This window comes from Sporosarcina sp. P17b (assembly GCF_002743115.1).
Taxonomy (GTDB): domain Bacteria; phylum Bacillota; class Bacilli; order Bacillales_A; family Planococcaceae; genus Sporosarcina; species Sporosarcina ureae_C.
Map to the genome: position 1 here is coordinate 123,956 of NZ_PDYP01000007.1, position 18,917 is coordinate 142,872.

Annotated in this window: 22 protein-coding genes, 1 other RNA gene and 1 riboswitch; of the genes, 16 read left to right on the top strand and 7 right to left on the bottom strand. The window is 40.1% G+C overall.

Annotated features, from left to right (window positions below; all coding sequences use genetic code 11):
• Positions 1-190: 190 nt before the first annotated feature.
• Entirely contained in the window at positions 191-406 is a 216-nt protein-coding gene (tatA, locus tag CSV76_RS10365; protein WP_085427190.1) for a twin-arginine translocase TatA/TatE family subunit, read from the bottom strand.
• Positions 407-541: 135 nt separating this feature from the next.
• Here tatA and CSV76_RS10370 point away from each other — a divergent pair, with 135 nt between their 5' ends.
• From CSV76_RS10370 to CSV76_RS10380, 3 genes are read left to right on the top strand one after another with little or no spacing between them, the layout of a single operon-like run.
• Positions 542-1,957: a spore germination protein gene (locus CSV76_RS10370; protein WP_233204453.1), complete on the top strand. Its 1,416-nt coding sequence runs from the start codon at positions 542-544 to the stop codon at positions 1,955-1,957.
• On the top strand, positions 1,954-3,051 hold the full coding sequence (locus CSV76_RS10375) for a GerAB/ArcD/ProY family transporter (RefSeq protein ID WP_099625532.1): 1,098 nt from the start codon (positions 1,954-1,956) through the stop codon (positions 3,049-3,051). Before CSV76_RS10370 ends, CSV76_RS10375 begins: the two co-directional genes overlap by 4 nt.
• On the top strand, positions 3,048-4,172 hold the full coding sequence (locus tag CSV76_RS10380) for a Ger(x)C family spore germination protein (RefSeq protein ID WP_099625533.1): 1,125 nt from the start codon (positions 3,048-3,050) through the stop codon (positions 4,170-4,172). Before CSV76_RS10375 ends, CSV76_RS10380 begins: the two co-directional genes overlap by 4 nt.
• Positions 4,173-4,240: 68 nt before the next feature.
• Here CSV76_RS10380 and CSV76_RS17310 read toward each other — a convergent pair whose 3' ends face one another.
• The 3 genes from CSV76_RS17310 to CSV76_RS10390 all read right to left on the bottom strand — a co-directional run bounded on the left by CSV76_RS17310 (position 4,241) and on the right by CSV76_RS10390 (position 5,583).
• Positions 4,241-4,405 (bottom strand): hypothetical protein, encoded by a 165-nt coding sequence (locus CSV76_RS17310; RefSeq protein ID WP_158232788.1) that lies wholly within the window; start codon positions 4,403-4,405, stop codon positions 4,241-4,243.
• A gap of 128 nt (positions 4,406-4,533) precedes the next feature.
• Positions 4,534-5,031, bottom strand: a complete 498-nt coding sequence (locus CSV76_RS10385; RefSeq protein WP_085427186.1) for a DUF3231 family protein — start codon at positions 5,029-5,031, stop codon at positions 4,534-4,536.
• A gap of 66 nt (positions 5,032-5,097) precedes the next feature.
• Complete coding sequence (locus CSV76_RS10390) at positions 5,098-5,583, bottom strand: antibiotic biosynthesis monooxygenase family protein (protein ID WP_304442267.1); 486 nt, start codon at positions 5,581-5,583, stop codon at positions 5,098-5,100.
• Between the two features lie 153 nt (positions 5,584-5,736).
• On the opposite strand from CSV76_RS10390, the gene CSV76_RS10395 reads away from it, so the two are divergent.
• Positions 5,737-6,060, top strand: a complete 324-nt coding sequence (locus CSV76_RS10395) for a four-helix bundle copper-binding protein (protein ID WP_099625534.1) — start codon at positions 5,737-5,739, stop codon at positions 6,058-6,060.
• A gap of 61 nt (positions 6,061-6,121) precedes the next feature.
• Here the strand turns inward: CSV76_RS10395 and ssrS are convergent.
• Positions 6,122-6,316, bottom strand: a non-coding RNA gene (ssrS, locus tag CSV76_RS10400) — 6S RNA.
• Between the two features lie 112 nt (positions 6,317-6,428).
• Here ssrS and CSV76_RS10405 point away from each other — a divergent pair.
• From CSV76_RS10405 to CSV76_RS10420, 4 genes are all read left to right on the top strand, one after another.
• Complete coding sequence (locus CSV76_RS10405; protein ID WP_085427184.1) at positions 6,429-6,662, top strand: hypothetical protein; 234 nt, start codon at positions 6,429-6,431, stop codon at positions 6,660-6,662.
• Between the two features lie 59 nt (positions 6,663-6,721).
• A complete protein-coding gene (locus CSV76_RS10410) occupies positions 6,722-8,791 on the top strand; it encodes a flagellar assembly protein A (RefSeq protein WP_099625535.1) in 2,070 nt (689 codons plus the stop codon).
• Between the two features lie 69 nt (positions 8,792-8,860).
• Positions 8,861-9,376, top strand: a complete 516-nt coding sequence (locus tag CSV76_RS10415; RefSeq protein WP_085427182.1) for a type 1 glutamine amidotransferase domain-containing protein — start codon at positions 8,861-8,863, stop codon at positions 9,374-9,376.
• Positions 9,377-9,536: 160 nt separating this feature from the next.
• Complete coding sequence (locus CSV76_RS10420) at positions 9,537-9,770, top strand: hypothetical protein (protein WP_143560825.1); 234 nt, start codon at positions 9,537-9,539, stop codon at positions 9,768-9,770.
• A 58-nt stretch (positions 9,771-9,828) separates the two neighbouring features.
• Here CSV76_RS10420 and CSV76_RS10425 read toward each other — a convergent pair whose 3' ends face one another.
• Together CSV76_RS10425 and CSV76_RS10430 are read right to left on the bottom strand one after the other, a co-directional pair.
• A complete protein-coding gene (locus tag CSV76_RS10425) occupies positions 9,829-10,590 on the bottom strand; it encodes a glucose 1-dehydrogenase (RefSeq protein ID WP_085427180.1) in 762 nt (253 codons plus the stop codon).
• A gap of 147 nt (positions 10,591-10,737) precedes the next feature.
• Positions 10,738-11,868 carry a methionine biosynthesis PLP-dependent protein gene (locus CSV76_RS10430; protein ID WP_085427179.1) on the bottom strand — a complete coding sequence of 377 codons (1,131 nt, stop codon included), beginning with the start codon at positions 11,866-11,868 and terminating at the stop codon, positions 10,738-10,740.
• Between the two features lie 80 nt (positions 11,869-11,948).
• A riboswitch (SAM riboswitch) is annotated at positions 11,949-12,050 on the bottom strand.
• Between the two features lie 157 nt (positions 12,051-12,207).
• Here CSV76_RS10430 and CSV76_RS10435 point away from each other — a divergent pair.
• The 8 genes from CSV76_RS10435 to CSV76_RS10470 all read left to right on the top strand — a co-directional run bounded on the left by CSV76_RS10435 (position 12,208) and on the right by CSV76_RS10470 (position 18,907).
• Positions 12,208-12,546 (top strand): DMT family transporter, encoded by a 339-nt coding sequence (locus CSV76_RS10435; protein ID WP_099625536.1) that lies wholly within the window; start codon positions 12,208-12,210, stop codon positions 12,544-12,546.
• A 2-nt stretch (positions 12,547-12,548) separates the two neighbouring features.
• On the top strand, positions 12,549-12,863 hold the full coding sequence (locus CSV76_RS10440; protein WP_085427177.1) for a DMT family transporter: 315 nt from the start codon (positions 12,549-12,551) through the stop codon (positions 12,861-12,863).
• Positions 12,864-12,881: 18 nt separating this feature from the next.
• Positions 12,882-13,397: a methylated-DNA--[protein]-cysteine S-methyltransferase gene (locus tag CSV76_RS10445; protein ID WP_369823322.1), complete on the top strand. Its 516-nt coding sequence runs from the start codon at positions 12,882-12,884 to the stop codon at positions 13,395-13,397.
• A gap of 5 nt (positions 13,398-13,402) precedes the next feature.
• Positions 13,403-14,125 (top strand): FadR/GntR family transcriptional regulator, encoded by a 723-nt coding sequence (locus tag CSV76_RS10450; RefSeq protein WP_099625539.1) that lies wholly within the window; start codon positions 13,403-13,405, stop codon positions 14,123-14,125.
• A gap of 148 nt (positions 14,126-14,273) precedes the next feature.
• Positions 14,274-14,993, top strand: a complete 720-nt coding sequence (locus tag CSV76_RS10455; RefSeq protein ID WP_085427175.1) for a (Fe-S)-binding protein — start codon at positions 14,274-14,276, stop codon at positions 14,991-14,993.
• Positions 14,994-15,013: 20 nt separating this feature from the next.
• On the top strand, positions 15,014-16,435 hold the full coding sequence (locus tag CSV76_RS10460) for a LutB/LldF family L-lactate oxidation iron-sulfur protein (protein ID WP_085427174.1): 1,422 nt from the start codon (positions 15,014-15,016) through the stop codon (positions 16,433-16,435).
• Between the two features lie 2 nt (positions 16,436-16,437).
• Positions 16,438-17,154 carry a LutC/YkgG family protein gene (locus CSV76_RS10465; protein ID WP_085427173.1) on the top strand — a complete coding sequence of 239 codons (717 nt, stop codon included), beginning with the start codon at positions 16,438-16,440 and terminating at the stop codon, positions 17,152-17,154.
• 283 nt (positions 17,155-17,437) lie between these two features.
• Positions 17,438-18,907 carry a nicotinate phosphoribosyltransferase gene (locus CSV76_RS10470; protein WP_099625540.1) on the top strand — a complete coding sequence of 490 codons (1,470 nt, stop codon included), beginning with the start codon at positions 17,438-17,440 and terminating at the stop codon, positions 18,905-18,907.
• Positions 18,908-18,917 lie beyond the last annotated feature (10 nt).

The window sequence follows — 18,917 nt, forward strand, 5'->3', positions numbered from 1 at the left end:
TTTGGGAGTTAGTAGATTCTGTGCATAACGACATTAGCTTTAACAGGTGATAACAGAAATTGTTCAATTGAAATTCAAGATGTTTAAGATACAATGAGTATTTTCTTAAGAATTTCATCTTTGTAATCTCATCTGCAATGCTAATACAAAAAATCCAATCACATACGCGATTGGATTTTTTGTATAGATTTTATTTTACTTGTTCTTTCGTTTCTACTTTTTGTACTTCTGTTTTCTTGGGCTCATCATCATCGTCATCCATAATGTCTTTTGCCGATTTCTTGAATTCAGACAATGTCTTTCCTACTGCCGAACCAATTTCGGGTAATTTACGAGGGCCGAACAAAATTAAAATAATCACTAAAATAATAATTAAGCCAGGTACCCCAATTGCGGCTAAGTTCATAGCGATTCCTCCTCCCATTGCTTGAAAAATGTAGTCCTCTATATATCATAACCTATATTTGGTTGCACAAAACACTATTTGAAGATTTAAATGAAGAAGAGTAATTCATCCCTCTAATGATTAAACTTCCAATGATTGGACAAACTAATAAATAACTTGTTTGATGAGAAAGAAGTGATGAGTATGGATGAAGCAACACGTCATATAGAACCACCTGCATACTTTACACGTTTGGCTACACGACTAGAACCAACTGCAGATATAGTGAAAAAAACTTTGAAAAGTAGAGGTCGAGTAGTGCACCTTTTGTATTTGAAAAGTGTAGTAGATATGATGCAACTACAAGAAATTGTGGTGAAACCTTTCTATGAGATGTCAGCCGAACAGAATTTTGCAGAGTATATACAATCATTACCTTATGAAACCAAGATGCCAACTGGAGATGAAGAGGTTCTTATAGAAATAACGAAGGGTAATGTCTTTGTCATGATCAACAAGCAAATCACGTTACTTGAGTTAAAAATAGTAGCCGCCAATGCAGTGCAAGAAGCTATTATGGAGCCTACAGTGCACGGTCCCCAACTTGGACTCAGTGAGAGTATTGAGACGAATATTAATCTAATGCGCCAACGCTATCATAAGCCTTCCTTGATTATTGAACCGATGCAATTGGATGATGCTTCGAATCGTAATATTGCTTTAATTTACGATGGCGAAAGAGTAAATCTTCAGCTATTGAAGAAAATTAGAAAGCGTATTCTAACGTTGGATGTAGAGCTGGTTCAGGCAAGCGGAGACTTACAGTATTACTTGAATAATAAAAAATACAGCTTGTTTCCAACCAGTCTTCTGACTGAGCGCCCAGATCGTATACTCCATAATATGGCGGTTGGAAAAGTCATTATATTAGTAGATGGAAGCCCTCATGCAATTATTGCACCTACAACGTTCTTTGATTTTATGCTTTCGATGGAAGATGCGTATTACTCATTTTGGGTAGTATCGTTAATACGATTTCTTAGATATGCAGGATTGTTTACATGTATTATGTTGCCATCTATATATGTTGGCGTTACTTCCTATACACCGGAAGTCCTCAGAACAGAGCTTGCTCTGACGGTGGCAGCGAGCAGGATTGGCGTTCCGTATCCCTCGTTTATTGAAGTGTTTTTCATGTTGATATTTATTGAACTACTGACGGAAGCTAGTATGCGGTTGCCAAATAGTATTAGCGCGACGGCTACAACAGTTGGAGGGTTGATACTTGGTACTGCAGCAGTAGAGGCTGCATTGACATCAAACATCATGGTCATTGTCGTCTCCCTTGTAGCGATTTCCACCTTTGTTATCCCAATAAGTGAAATGAATTACGCTGTCCGGGTTTGTCGTTTTTTACTATTGTTATATACGACGGTATTTGGTCTAGCAGGAATGATACTCGGAATGCTGGGTTTGTTGCTGTATTTGGTGAACAAAGACAGTTTCGGCGAGCCATATTTACGGATGTTTTGGAAAAATAGACAGGAAGAATTGAAGGTGGATGATTCATGAGCCGCTTTGTTTATTTTTTACTTATATCTAATATGACTGCCAACCTCATTGCGGCTAGCCCAAGAATCTTTTTCGCTAAAAGTGAAGATGGAGCAATTGTCACAATGATCATTGCGTTATTTTTCGGCGTATTTATGAACTGGGCATTGATCACTTCTTTCAAAGCGTTTCCGGGGAAAAGCTTACCGCAAATTTTATCTTTATATCTATCGAAGTGGATTACTATTCCGGCATTGTTTATCCTAGGAGTGATTTGGTATGTTTCGGGTCTTCAGACACTGATTACATACATAGATATTCTTTTACGATTTTTAACACCTGAGATGTCTGTTTATTTAGTGATTGCGATGTTCATTCCAGTGATCACTTTTGGAGTCATCATGCAAAGTCGGAATATATTATTTACACTTGAATTGGTGTTTGTTTTGGCATTTCCTGCTGCGGCATATTATATAGTAAAACTTTACTTTGCTGAACAGGTGAGTTGGGATCATGTGGGAATTGCGATGACTTTTATAGATAACCCACCTGACTATACAGTATTTACTACTGCGATATATTTATTTGCTGGAGCTTTTGATATCATTATTTTCAATTCATTCCTTAATAAAAAAATGACTTTTGGTATTAAGCAGGCTTTAATTGTGTTTATTTTGGGCGCTTTTGCACTTTTTACGACTTATTTTATTCCGATAGGTGTATTAGGATTTGATCAAGTGGAAGGTATTATGTACCCATGGATTCTGACCAGTGATTCTATTCGAATGAAGTTCGGGGTAATTGAGCGTGTAATATTTATATTTTTGCTTCTATTCTTAGCGATTGCCTTTTTAAATATAACGATTCATTGGCATGTTGCTTGTAAATTATTTCAGAGTGCCTTTGGTATAGAACATGTGAAATTGAAGTTGCGTAAAAAAGCCAGTCTTATCATAGTAGTTACGGTATTTTGGTTAATCGCAATCTATACAACACTAAAAGTTACTGAGTATGATTTGTTTCTTTACAGTAAGTATTACTTTAATACGATTCCAGTAGTATTTATTGGTCTAATAATTCTTATGCTTGTAGTGAATAGGAGGGCGAAGTCTTGAAATTCCTCTCAGTGAGTAAATGGTTTATGGTTGTTTTATGTATGAGTGGTCTGTTGCTTCAATATGGCTGTGCGTTCAAAGATATAGATAAACGCTTATTTGTGTCTGCGATTGGGATTGATCCTGCCGAAAATATTGAGAATGGATATAAAGTGACATTGAAAGTCGCTTTGCCATTTGGCGCAATTAAAGATTCCCCCAAGCCTAGTTTTGCGTATCTGTCACGTGAAGGACAATCGATAGGCGAAGCGATTCGTATGCTGGAGACACATGTAGACAAAGTATTGGAACTCGGTCATATGAAAACTGTTGTTGTTCATGAAAAACTTCTTAGGGATGATATGCAGTCGTTCATGGATTATTTTATTCGACGCGGTGATATCGAATTAATCGCATATGTTGCAGGTGCCAGACCGTCTGCCGAAACGATTTTAAAAGTTGAGCCAAATACTGAAGCACCGGCATCGGTTTCTTTAATCAACTTTTTTGGAACGACAGCGAATGATAGTCCATACGTTGTGACGACTTATTTATTTCAATTGCGCAGAGATATACTAACTGACGGTATTAATCCTGTTGTGCCATTAATTGAAACAGATGAAAAAGGCGATGAACTCATAGTAAATAATGCTGTAGTAGTGGGCGGAAGGGAAGACCCAGCTGTTTTATCTACCACTGAAACGAAATACTTTAATTCATTATTGAAACATTCAACTGGATTCACTTATTTGGTAAAAGAAGGAGGTTTGGAGTTATTATTGCATATTAGCCAAACGAAGATGACGTATCAATTTGTACCGAATAAAGGAAAATCGGCACCGCATGCGATAGATATGCACATTGGGATGAAAGGGACGATAGGTGAAGCTAATAAAGATTTATCTATTGCTAAATTGGATGAATATAATCGATTGGCCTCAAAAGAAGTGAAACAAAAAATCTTCCACTTTCTAACTAAAATGCAAGAGGAAAATCTGGATCCTTTTGGCTTTGGCTTACGTTACCGAACGACACGGTTGCATACAGAAGATACATTTACTACATGGCAACAAGCATACCCTGATATTGAGTTTAAAGTCACTGTGGATGTCAAACTACAGGGCACAGGAACGATAGAATAATTAGTAGAAAAACGTCATCCAGCAAAGTGTTGGATGACGTTTTTCTAGTAGTTTTTTGAAAGCTCTTATTACTTTCTATGGTTACGTCGCTCTTGATTTTCCAAGTTAGCTGGTGGCTGGCGTTTCTGATCGAAAGTAAACTCCTCACCGAACTCCATATTATCTAGCCGATGCGGCTTATCAAGTTGTACAGGTTGTACTTGCAGTTTTCTCTCAGGCTTCCGTTTTTTCATGGTAATCCACATCCTTCCTACCATTTAGATGAATTTCATTTACTTAGTTAGAATGAGTAAAAATACAGAATCTATTCATACTAAAAAAACTTCGCCAGCGATATGCGCTTGACGAAGTTATATGATGATTAGTTTAAATGTAGTGGTGGAGGAATGATCCAACCCTTTGATTTATTTAAGCTTAATAATTTGGCACCGAATGCTACTTTTTCCATATGGCATTTGGCAAACAGTGTCGCAACATCTTCACGTAAACATTGACCCATTGCCATGCTGCATGAGACTAATCCCTGACCTACGTTAATTGATATAGCTCCACTGATTTCGGGATCCATAAAGCGTGCACCAGCAGGAATTTCCTCGGCATTTGCTTTTGGTCTTTCCGGAAGGGCAGGAGGCGGTGTGATTCCATTGGCTTTCAATACTTTGCCAAAGTCTTTATTCTCGGCTTTCATAGTTTTGATAGCTTCTTCTAGTAGTTGAATCAGATCTTCGTCACCAGCATGATTAACAAAAGCTTCATACCCACTGATTAGTCCATTATTCGCACCCATAAATGACCAAATGGCTGTAACTTCTCCGTAATGTAAAGGCTGATCTTTTGGATTACCATCTAAAATACCCACAAAAACACTCTCCTCATCATTGTTTTAACTTCATGAGTAGTCTTTGCAGATATCCATTATTTATACTTACTTTTTATATGTCGTTACAAATGAAGGTCCAGAGAAAATATTAGGACGCTGATCGACGCCTTCTTTTGTGCCGCGCTTTGCATGTGCTTTTCCATAAGCTTGCGACTCTTGCCAGTTTTTGAAGGACTGTTCGTCTTCCCACATAGTTAAGATCACATATGTGTCGGAGTGTACAGGTCGCAATACACGGATTGCTACGAATCCTGGTTCTGCCTCTATAAGACGCGCACGATTATTGAAGCGCTGTTCAAACGTTTCTCTACCTTCTTCTGTTACAGGAATATTGTTTAATACTGCGAAACGACCAGATGGTAAATCTCCGCTTTGATCTAAAATATCGTATTCGACGGCATGGTCGAGAGTTGTCGTTTCCGCTTCTTGAAGCACGAGCACTTCTTCATCATTATTCATTAATGATGCACGCGCTTCTTCTGGTAAGTTACCTGTTTCTTCTAGTGGGCCTGTCCATTTAAATAGTTTCAATTCAAACACCTCATCATTTTCTATTTTGTTGATTACTATACAGTATAACGGAGAAATGAAAATGCTTTCAATAAATAAGAAATACATGTTGGCTGTTTAATTTTAAAAAGGGAGGGAAGAGGATGTATAAAACTACTAATTGGAGGCGTTTGAATGAATCAAAAATACGAAGACGTGTTAGCTGTATTAGAGGATTGCGTCAAGGCTTGTAACCATTGTTTTGATGCGTGTTTAAAAGAAGAAGACGTAGGTATGATGGCAGACTGTATACGCTTGGATCGTGAGTGTGCGGATATCTGTACATATGCAATTCAAGCGATTACTCGCCAAAGTCCATTTACGGATAAAATTTTGCAGTTATGTGCTGAGATTTGTGAACAGTGTGCAGAAGAGTGTGGCAAGCATGATCATGAACATTGCCAACAATGTGCTGAAGCATGCCGTAAGTGTGCGGACGCTTGTCGTAGTGTAGCGTAATAACGTATATACATTCAAAATAAAAAACCTTCCATACAAGATGGAAGGTTTTTTCTACGTTATGTAAGCCGTGTTTGCCGTACGTTGTCATAGAAAGTTTTAAACCACCACTCCTCAAAGTGGGTGTTTGCGGAAAACGTTCCTGTATGTCTGGGTTGCTAAAAAGGAATCCAGCATGCCATTTCCGTTTCGTAATAAACTCCCTTTTACAGCTTAAAGGTTAAAACTTAATGTCATACGAACAATACAGCTTGTAGATTTATCTTACACCTGTAAAAGTGAAAATGCAAATGGAAGGTTATTCTTTTTCATGAAACCAAAACGTACTATAGAACGTATAGAAGTGAAAAGATAAGGAGTGATCATGTATGGAACAGCATGAAAACAGCTCAGAAAAAAAGGAACTTATCATCAGACAGACACAGGAAATCAATACCTTACATCAAGAAGTAGATGAATTGCGCAAAGAAGTAAAACAACTACGTGAAGATATTGATTTAATTGATGTCTTTCAAAAAAAGCCAGTCATCACTGCTGCGGTAATAGGACAAATTGGATCTTTTATTATAGCCATACTAGTTATTATTGGAATATTTTTTTAATGCGGAGGTCCCGGTGTGATACTATAAAAGTAGTAGTATTATAGGCGGGGGTGGGTGTGATGAGAAAAGTAGTAACAGTTCAGGCGAATACAGTCGAAGACGCGGTACAACAAGCTCTTGATATTTTAGAGCTGACTCGTCAACAAGTGCATGTGGAGATTCTCACCAATCCAGGACGACGTTTAATGGGGTTGCGTAAAGTCATGGCAGAAATAAAAGTTTCAGGTAAAGAAAGCATGGCAGAAAATAAGCCTATTAAACGTCAACTTTCTAAAGTAGAGGAACTTGCAGCATTATTAGATGGACTGGATATGGAGAAACTCACTCATTCAACACCAAAAATTGAACAATCGGCTGTGCAAGAAAAATCACCTGTAAAGTCCGAACAGAATATAAGCAGTGCTAGAATTCAAAACGGTGAAATTCAATTTCAATTCGGGGAAGGTCGCTTACCATCTGTTATACCAAATGACCAAGCAATCTTAACAATCAATGGTGAATTACGATTAGAACCAGTACTTATTCAACCCGAAGATCAAGTGAATATAACCATTCAGGATGAAGTCGTCGCCCCGAAATTCACTATTCAATTGATGGAGAAGGACATGATTGCCTTACTTTCTTTCACGCCGGGAAAGCGAGTCAAGCGTTCTTTAGTCGATACGTCATGGTCATCAAGATTGGCAATTCGCGTAGACGAGACGATTGAGTATACCAATGATCTGAAACCACAAGCAATTGTTGATGAATTGAAAATGATGGGTGTTCAGCAGGGAATCCTATTCCCCGCAATCAAAAAAGTGACAGAAGTAGATAAGCCATACGAGTTGATTGTAGCAAAGGGAACACTACCCGTTGCAGGGACAGATGGGGATTTGGAAGTACATATACGCTATGAAGAATTCGATCCGGACAGCGAAGAAAAAGTAGATTTTAGAGAAATGAATGCAATTACTAATGTGAAAGAAGGACAAGTAATTGCGACACATATTGCACCTGTTGCTGGTACGCCTGGTCAAAGCTTGCTTGGAAGGCCGATTCCTGTAAAACCAGTCCGCGATATTGTGTTACGGACCGGAAAAAATGTGAAGCAAGTACAAGAAGATATTGTAACGTTAATTTCTGGAAAACCCGTGTTGGATTGGCGTGATCGATTGGTGAAAATCGATGTGAATAATGAGTTTAATCATCCGGGAGAAGTTAGTCTCGAAAGTGGAAATATACGTTTTGAAGGCGATGTTCGTATTGGGGGCAACGTCTTACCTTCCATGTTTGTTGGTGCAACAGGTAGTGTCTTTGTTGGCGGTTCAGTTACGAAGGCTGAAATACATGCTATGAAGACTACCATGGTGAAAGGCAATGTGCTGTCTTCCACTATAAGTGTAGGTAAGCAGGAAGCAATTGTAAGTGAATTAGCTACTTTGATTAAAAATGTGACAGATATGCTTGTACAAATCAAAGAAGCAGTCAATCAGGTTTTTATTATTCGTGGCCATGGAGAAGCAGAACTAAGCCCATCAGAACTCAAGCGTTTGATTTCTATATTGATGGAGAAACGATATGCCCAGTTTGAAGACGTGAATAAGAAGTTCATCCAGAGAGTTCGTGAACAAAAGGACAAAGTAGATGAAGAGTGGGTCCACGTTGCGGATCGTTTATACGATTTGTTTATTAATCCGCTCAATGAGAATCTTCAAAACATGGGGGAGTTTGAACAATTGATTGAGGATGCGTATATTCTCATTCAGCTATATGATACAGAAAGCTCTCCGAATATTAAATTGATTGTTCCATATGCCATTAATAGCACTTTGTATAGTTGCGGACATATTGATGTAGTTTCCAAAGGTGTTTACCATAGTAATTTAACGGCGGATGAAACCATTAAGATAAAAGGCGTTTGCAGAGGTGGGGAAATTTATGCACGATTGGAAGTATCACTGCAAGAGGCAGGTTCTGAAAGTCCTGTCAAAACAGTGGTTCGTACTAGTGAAGACGGACGTATAAAAATAGGCACAGCGTATGCTGGGACAGAAATCTATGTCGGTATTCGTAAGTATGTTTTCTCCAAAGATGCAACGAATATTTCTGCTCATTTGGACGCTGAGGGAGAGCTAGATCTAGGGTAACGATGTTTAGACTCTTTATAGTGGTGGAATAGTATATACAGAACATCACATTAAGGAGTGTTAAGCATTATGGCTAAAATTGCAACAGTACTAGGAGATATGTTTGAAGACTCGGAATACATGAAACCGGCGAAAGCGTATAAGGAAGCTGGCCATGAAGTAGAAGTGATCGGTGCGGAAGCAGGATCAGAAGTCACCGGTATGAAGGAAAACACAAAAGTGAAAATCGATAAAGCGATTGATGATGCTAAATCATCTGATTATGATGCATTATTTATCCCTGGTGGGTTCTCACCGGATATTTTACGTGCAGATGATCGTTTCGTGAAGTTCGTTAAAGAATTCATGGATGCAGATAAACCGGTATTCGCAATCTGTCATGGACCGCAATTGCTTATTACGGCAAAAGCACTTGAAGGACGCGATGCAACAGGTTATACATCTATTCGCGTAGATATGGAATATGCGGGTGCAAAGTATGCTGACAAAGAAGTCGTCGTCTGCCAGAACCAACTCGTAACAAGCCGTACACCAGATGATATACCGGCATTTAATCGCGAGTCACTAAAAATACTAGAAAAATAAACACTAGTTCAACCGTCAGGGCGTAATGTGCCTTGACGGTTTTTTTGTACTTTAAATTACCGCACCAACATACACTAACAGTATAATTTATTATTAGTTGAAAAAGATTCTCAATTGTACTTGAAAAAGGTTCTCAATGAGAGTATGCTAAAAGCAACGAATGAATCAGAGAGACGATCGCGTCTTACAATTGAAAGGTCGGGGATCTACTATGTATAAGATTGTTGCGTCAGCGGTAATTGCAGGAATTATATTAGGTGCAGTAGCGGGATTTTCATTTGGCAGTAAAGAGTTCGCTGGGATGTTCGCGGGAATGGCCGCACTTGCGTTTATAGCAGCACCGGCAGCGGTCGTCTATTCAAGTGAAAAGAAAAAGTGGCAACAAGTTCATTAATAAAGAAAAAGCATCCAAACTTTGGATGCTTTTTTGCATGTAAGTAGATAATGATATTTTAATATGCAGACCAACCGTTGTCAGCTTCCATTACGACACCGTTGACATAAGAGGATTCATCTGAAGCTAGGAATAGCGCAATATTAGCGATTTCTTCCTTCGTTCCAGGACGACTCATCATATTTACACCTCTTAATGCTTGCTTCATACCGAATTCATCAGGTTGAACTAAACTGTTTGTAATGTTGGTCGGTATTTGTGCGGGAGCAATTGCATTACAGCGTATGTTTAATGGGCCAAATTGAGAGGCGACACTTTTTGTCATACCTGCAACTGCGTGTTTTGACGCCGTATATGCGAGACCGCCACGTCCGCCAGTGACCGCTGAAATAGATGCCATATTAACGATAACACCTGCTTTTTTCTCTTCGAATATAGCTAGTGCTTTACGAGTTGCCCGCATTACTCCTGTTGTGTTGATTGCCAAAACTTTGTCCCATACATCATCAGTTACTGTAGCAGCAGAGTACATATTGTCCATGATCCCCGCATTGTTTACTAGAATATCCAGTGTGCCGAATTGCTCAACAGCTGTATCAATCATGTTTTGTACATCTTCTTCAATGGTAACGTTTGTTTTAACCGCAAGAGCCTCACCGCCTGCACTTATGATAGTCTGGACAGTTTCTTCTGCACCTTCCATATTCATATCTGCAATGATCAGTTTTGCACCTTCACGGGCATATAGTTCAGCGATTTCTCGTCCAATACCAGATCCGGCACCTGTTACTACTGCTACTTTATTTTCTAATCGTTTCATTAAAGCCGCCTCCAATTGTATTCGTATTTCTCATTCTATTATATACTTTAACGTCTAACTAATGAAGTTATTCGTTTTATTTCGATCAAATCAAAAACAGCTTGAACCGTCAAAATGAAATTGACTGTTTAAGCTGTTGGTCATACATTATTGTACTTTGACACCTTCTACTACCTCTTTTGCAGCGTAAAGTGCTTGTTTCACATCTGCAATTAAATCTTCCACGTCTTCCACGCCCACTGAGAAACGCAGCAGTCGGTCATCTACTCCGCGACGATTACGTTCTTCCAATGGAATATCCATATGCGTCTGCGTAGTTGGATACGTGATGAAGCTTTCGACTCCTCCTAAACTCTCCGCAAATGAAATTAGATTCATACTCTCTAGGAATGGTCCAACCCACTCACTGTTCTGCACTCGGAATGACAACATACCACCGATTCCTGCGTAGAGCACATCTACAATAAGAGGTTCTTGTTCTAAATATGATACCATCGCCTTTGCATTTGCGTCATGTTGTTTCATGCGTAAGTGCAGTGTCTTTAAACCGCGTACAACAAGCCATGAATCAAGAGGGGACAATGTAGCACCGATTGCATTGTGGTTTGTAAATAACCGTTCACATAATTCTTCACCCTTAGCGACGACAAGACCTGCTAGCACATCATTATGTCCACCGATATATTTTGTTGCACTATGGATGACAATATCTGCGCCTTCTTCGATTGGGCGCTGGAAATAAGGTGTCAAGAATGTGTTGTCGACGATCAACAATACATTATGCTTTTGAGCCAATTCCGCATACGTACGGATTGTTATATTTTGCATTAGCGGGTTCGTAGGTGTTTCTAGGAAAATCGCTTTTGTTTGATCCGTAATCGCTTGCTCGACTTCTGCTACATCATTGAACGAAAGGTAACGAGTCTTCACATTATACATTTCTTCATATTGATTAAATAAGCGATACGTGCCGCCGTATAAGTCTTCAGGCGCCAATAATTCTGAACCAGCCTTAAATAAAGATAATATTAGTTGAATGGCAGCCATCCCAGAGCTACATGCGAATCCTTGATCTCCTGATTCCAAGTTTGCAATTCCTTCTTCTAAAACAGAACGTGTTGGATTTTTTGTGCGTGTGTAATCATACCCTGTTGACTTGCCTAGTCCTTGATGATGATAAGCTGTTGACAAGTAAATTGGTGTGTTGACTGCGCCGGTTTTCTCATCGCTATGGTTGCCAAGTTGTACTAGTCTTGTTTCTAATCCGTTGTTTGTCATGAATATCCATCCCCCTAGAAAAAATAAAAAAGAACCTCTTCTTTTCGAATAGGCCCTCGAACATACAAGTGTATACAATATTCTCATCTTCAAGGTGATTGTCACCCTTGGATTTAGCACCGTGCCTGTGGCTGGTTGCTGAGACATCTCTGGGCCTATCCCTCCGTCTCTCTCGATAAGAATATTCGCAATATAGGCAAAACTGTTGACGAATTTATTCTATCATGCAGATATACTAGATGCAAGCTTCCTTTAAAGTGCGATCAGATGATTTTTTTGTTTCAGTAAAATATTTGCTATACTTACTAGATACGCATCACGATGGGGGGAGTCTTCCTTATGGCTTGGAGTTACGTCGTATTGGCGGCAGTTATAGAAATCCTCTGGGTAGTCGGTCTTCGGTACTCTGACACAGTACTCCAATGGACTGGAACCGGTGTGGCCATTATCTTTAGTTTTTATTTCATTATTAAGGCTTGTGAAAAATTGCCTTCGGGTACGGTGTATGCAGTCTTTACAGGATCCGGCGCCGCCGCTATCCTATTAGTGGATATATTCGTCTTTCATGCAGCGTTCACATGGGTTACGCTATCGTTCATCGGTTTGATTGTCATTGGCGTAGTTGGCATTAAGCTTACAACGGACGATGATCAGGTGGATGCAGAAGGAGGTGGCTGATAATGGCATGGGTGTATCTAGCTATTGCCAGTCTCGGTGAAATTTTCGGTGTAATGAGTATCAATTATTACTTGCAAAAGCGTTCCATTAAACGATTATTTCTCATTGTAGGGGTATTTGGCTTCGGCTTTATTTTCTTGTCACTTGCGATGAGAGAAATTCAGATGAGCACAGCTTATGCGGTTTGGACAGGATTTGGAGCAGCTGGAGCCGTGTTGATGGGAATATTGATTTTCAAAGAATCCGCCAGCCTCAAACGTCTTTTCTTTCTTTCGCTCATTATTCTAGGGGCTGTGGGCTTAAAACTATTCGGATGAAGGAGAGTGAATATTTTGGTGTATTGGACACAATTTGAATTTAATGAATGGCTAGTGACACTGGCAGCTACGGAAAAGGGACTGTGCTATGTCGGAATGGCTGACGATAGTGTAGAGCGATTAAAGGAATGGTTGAAACGCTCTGATACGGAAGGATTAATAGAAGACAAAACGAAGTTAACAGTCTATATAAGTGAGTTGAAAGAGTACTTATCAGGTACAATAACGAACTTCCCAACGGTTTCCTTCGATTTAAAAGGGACACTATTTCAGCAACAAGTATGGCAAGCCCTTCAACAAATACCGTATGGGGAAACTCGTACATATTCAAATATAGCGGAACGTATAGGAAATGTATCTTCTGTTCGTGCGGTGGCATCTGCAATAGGTAAAAACCCCGTGTTGATTGTAGTACCCTGTCACCGTGTTATTGCAAAAGACGGAAGTTTATCAGGCTACCGCGATGGCAAGGATTGTAAGCAAAGTTTATTACAATTAGAGAAGATAAGCTGGGTTAGTGATAGGACGGAGTGAGCAAGATGAAATATAAGCAAATTAAACCAAAGAAAATATATGAAGAAGTAGCAGATAGTTTATTGAACTCTATACAGTCGGGAGAGTTAAAACCGGGTGACAAATTGGACTCTGTACAGCAACTGGCTGAAAACTTTACCGTTGGCAGATCTACAATCCGTGAAGCCTTATCTACATTACGTGCTAGAGGACTGATTGAAATGCGTCAGGGAGAGGGTACATACGTCAAGGAGTTCTCTTCTGTCGATCTAATCTTTCCTCTGCAAAGTGCCATGCTTATGAATCAACAGGATATTCAACACTTATTGGCTGTAAGAAAAATAGTGGAGACCGGAGCGGCGGCGAATGCAGCGGAATCACGTACAGCAGATGATTTGGAGAAAATGGAAACGGCGCTTCATGAAATGAAGGAGCATGCCGGAGATATTCTACTGGGAGAAAAAGCGGATCTGGACTTTCATTTTGCCATCGCAGAAGCAACAAAAAATCCGTTATTGCTAAACTTATTAAGTCAAGTAGCCGAGTTGATGAGTGAATCGATGAGAGAGACGCGTCGCATTTGTCTCTACACAGAAACAGCAACAGTAGAGCGTTTACACGATGAACATGAGGCGATCTTTTTAGCTATTCAATCACAGCAACCAGAAAAAGCGGCTAGTACCATGCAAGCCCACTTGTTGAATGTAGAGTCTGTGTTAACGACATATTGGCAGTCGGTACATGAATAACACTGTTCACTCACTATACGTTGAGTGAATTTTTTAATAATAATGAATGAATGCTCTGTTAATGGAAGGATAAGTATAGTATGCTATGTAAAAAGTTAGTCATCTGATGACCTGTTGACTATAAAGATATTGCGAAGAGGTGAAAGGGATGAAGGTTAGCTTATTTATAACATGTTTGGTTGATATGTTTTATGCAGACGCAGGCAAAGACATGGTGGAAGTATTGGAGAGACAAGGCTGTGAGTTGTCATTTCCCAAAGGACAGGTATGTTGCGGACAACCTGCCTATAACAGTGGATATGTTGAAAGTTCAAAGTCAGCTATGAAGAATATGATTAAGACGTTTGAGGACGCTGAATACGTAGTTACACCTTCTGGATCATGTGCGACAATGTTTAAATTGTACCCGGACGTCTTTAAAGACGATCCGAATTGGTTACCACGAGCACAGAAGCTAGCGGATAAAACGTATGAATTCACACAGTTTCTTGTGAATGTTTTGCAAGTCGAAAATGTAGGAGCAAAATTGACAGGAAAAGCGACTTATCATCCCTCTTGCCATATGACGAGATTACTAGGTGCCAGTGAAGAACCTAGAAAACTATTGGATCAGGTGGAAGGTCTCGAAATGATCCCGCTACCAAACGCGCATAATTGCTGTGGTTTCGGTGGGACGTTCTCCGTCAAGATGGGAGATATTTCGGAACAAATGGTAGATGAGAAAGTCAATAGTGCCATGGCGACAGAAGCAGATTATTTAATTGGAGCGGACTGTGGTTGCCTGATGAATATTGGAGGGCGTGCAGAACGGGTCGGTAAGCCGATCCGTGTAATGCACATCGCACAAGTATTAAATAGCCACGAGTAAATAAAAGTGAGGTGATAAGTATGTCGATGAAATTCAGCAAGAAAAATTTTACGGATCGAACAAAAGACAATATAGCAGACGATTTTATGAGACAAGCAGTGGCAAGTGCTCAGGAGCGTTTGCATGGTAGACGATTGGATGCCGCGGAAGAATTGGGCAGTTGGGAAGAATGGCGTTCGCATGGAGAAGAAATTCGTCAGCATGTTCTAGAAAATCTAGACTTTTATTTATACCAGCTAAGTGAAAATGTAGCAGAGCGTGGCGGCCATGTCTTCTTTGCCAAAACCGCTGAAGAAGCGAGTAACTATGTTCGTAATGTTATCAAAGAAAAAGATGGCAAAAAAGTTGTGAAGTCAAAATCTATGGTAACGGAAGAGATTAATTTGAATGCTGTTTTAGAAGAAGCTGGATGTGAAGTAATCGAGACGGATTTAGGCGAGTATATTCTACAAGTAGACGACCATGACCCACCGTCCCACATCGTAGCACCAGCTCTTCATAAAAACAGAGAACAAATCCGCGAAGTGTTCGCGGAGAAATTAGATTATCATAATACATCCAAACCCGAAGAATTAGCTTTGCATGCACGGGAAAAACTGCGTCAGGAATTTCTAGATGCGGATATCGGTATTACAGGATGCAACTTTGCTATAGCTGAAACTGGCTCTATTAGTCTTGTAACCAATGAAGGCAATGCGCGACTTGTATCCGCGTTGCCAAAAACCCAAATTACCGTCATGGGGATGGAACGGGTAGTACCTTCCTTTGAAGAATTCGAAGTGCTAGTTAGTTTATTGACACGAAGTGCAGTAGGACAAAAATTAACAAGTTATGTAACGGCATTAACAGGTCCTCGCGATGAAGGAGATATAGATGGACCTGAAGAGTTTCACTTAGTGATAGTCGATAACGGACGTTCTGAAATATTAGGAACGGAATTCCAGTCCGTACTGCAATGTATCCGTTGTGCTGCATGTGTTAACGTATGCCCTGTCTACCGGCATATTGGCGGACACTCTTACGGCTCCATCTATTCTGGTCCGATCGGTGCGGTACTATCTCCATTGCTTGGAGGATACGATGACTTCAAGGAGTTGCCGTTCGCTTCTACATTATGTGGAGCGTGCACAGATGCTTGTCCAGTAAAAATCCCTCTTCACGAACTACTTCATACTCATCGCCGTATCATTGTAGAAGAAGAAGGTCGCTCCCCAATATCGGAAAGACTTGCGATGAAAGCGTTTGGAATAGGTGCTTCTTCAAACCCGTTGTACTCGATGGGTGCGAAAGTTGCATCCACTGCAATGAAGCCATTGACTAAAAATGATCGTATCTCAAAAGGGCCCGGTCCGTTAAAGGAATGGACGGATCTACGGGAGTTCCCGGCTGTTGGAAATACACGTTTCCGAGACTGGTTTTATGATCAGAAAGGGGGCAAATAAGTATGACAGGAACAATTCAAAATCGTGATGCTTTTCTTGGAAATATTGCGACACAATTAGGTCGTGAGCAGAAGGCACAAGTAGAAAAGCCCGAATGGAAACATCAGCCTCAACGCACAGTGCTTGCAAACGCTTCAATTGATGAGTTACTAGAAGTATTACGTGTTCAATGTGAGCAGATCCATACAGACATCGTTGAAACAACAAAAGAGGCGCTCCCAGCTGCGCTTGATGAAGTAGTAAAAGCCTACGGTGGCGGACCGTTATCCTTATGGAAAGACGAACGTTTTGCGGAATACGGATTATCTAAGCTGCTAGAAACTGATTGGCCTTCACAACAAATTGAAGTCAATAGTTGGGACACTTCACTTGGGGAGAAGAATATTGAATTGGCCGAGCAAGCAAATATCGGCATCACCTTCAGCGACATGACACTAGCCGAGTCAGGCACCGTCGTACTATTCAGTAGCCCAGACAAAGGACGTTCCGTCAGCCTACTCCCAACACACTATATTGCCCTAATACCAAAAAGTACACTAGTCCCAAGAATCACCCAAGCATCAGACATGATTCGGGAAAAACTCAACAACGGCGAGAAAGTTCCGTCCTGCATCAACTTCATCACAGGCCCAAGCAACTCCGCCGATATTGAAATGAACTTAGTCATTGGCGTACACGGACCGGTCAAAGCGACGTATATTGTTATAGAAGATTGCTAACGCAAGAAACTCTTTATGCTATTGAGTGGTTTTGAAGATCAGAACCTTTACAAGAAACGGATGTAAAATAATTACGTGAGAAAGAAGCTGATTTCCGACAACTATCGGAAATTAGCTTTTTTCTAATGCATTAACATTTAGTATTGGAAAACAACAGTGCCAACACACTTATACTTAAAATCCAATTTCTCAAGACAATTCACCACTTGATGATTACTTTACTGAGAAATAGGGAAAATAGTGTATAATGACAGTATTATTGCAGCGGAAGAAGGAGACGACTATGACTTCATCATACAAAGACGACAGCTTAGCGTTACACACAGACCTGTACCAGATCAATATGGCAGAATCATACTGGGCAGATGGTATTCACGAACGGAAAGCAGTATTCGAAGTATATTTCAGAAAAATTCCATTCGGCAACGGCTATGCAGTATTTTCTGGCCTTGAACATATCTTGACATATCTTGAGAATTTCTCATTCACTGAAAGCGACCTAGCCTATTTACGTGAAGAACTAGGATTCGCGGATGATTTCCTAGACTATTTGAAAGACATCCGTTTCACCGGAGACGTTTACTCCATGAAAGAGGGAGAACTCGTTTTTGCGAATGAACCAATTATTCGGATTGAAGCAAATCTTATAGAAGCACAATTAATCGAGACAGCATTATTGAATATCGTGAACTATCAAACGTTGATCAGCACTAAAGCGAGCCGTATCAAGCAAGTAGTGAAAGATGATATCGTGATGGAGTTCGGTAGCCGACGTGCACATGAAATGGATGCCGCAGTTTGGGGCGCCCGGGCAGCTGTTATTGGCGGTGTAGAATCTACGAGTAACGTCCGTGCAGGAAAATTATTTGGATTGGATGTTTCAGGTACACATGCGCATTCGTTTGTCCAAGCTTATAAAGATGAGTACACGGCATTTAAAGTCTATGCAGAGCGTCATAAAGACTGCGTATTCTTGGTGGATACGTACAATACATTAAAAATTGGTGTTCCGACAGCTATTAAAGTAGCAAAAGAGCTTGGTGACAGCATTAACTTCATCGGAGTGCGACTAGACAGCGGTGATATTGCATTCTTGTCAAAAGAAACTCGCCGTATGTTGGATGAAGCAGGTTTCCCGGACGCGAAAATTGTTGTATCCAATGATTTGGACGAGTACACAATTTTGAACTTGAAAGCACAAGGAGCACAAGTAGACATTTGGGGTATCGGTACGAAGTTAATTACGGCATACGATCAGCCGGCACTCGGAGCAGTCTATAAAATTGTTTCTATTGAAACGAGCGATGGCGAGATGGAGGATACGATTAAAATCTCAGCAAACGTAGAAAAAGTAACAACACCTGGACGTAAAAAACTGTACCGAATCATTGATCTTGAAAATGGTAAAGCGGAAGGCGACTATATTACGATGCACGACGAGGATCCAACAAAGGAAGAACGTATCAAAATGTTCCATCCTGTTCATACGTTCATCTCGAAGTTTGTAACGAATTTTGAAGCCGTAAACTTACATGAGAAAGTTATTCAGGATGGAGAAGTTATTTATAAAAACCCTTCTGTCTATGAAATTCGAGAATATGCACAACAAAACCTTTCTCTACTTTGGGAAGAATATAAACGATCATTAAATCCTGAAGAGTATCCTGTTGATCTTAGTCAAAAGTGTTGGGACAATAAAAGACGGAATATTGAAGAAGTGCATGAAATGGTCGAAAATTATACAAAACAATAAAAAGGAAGTG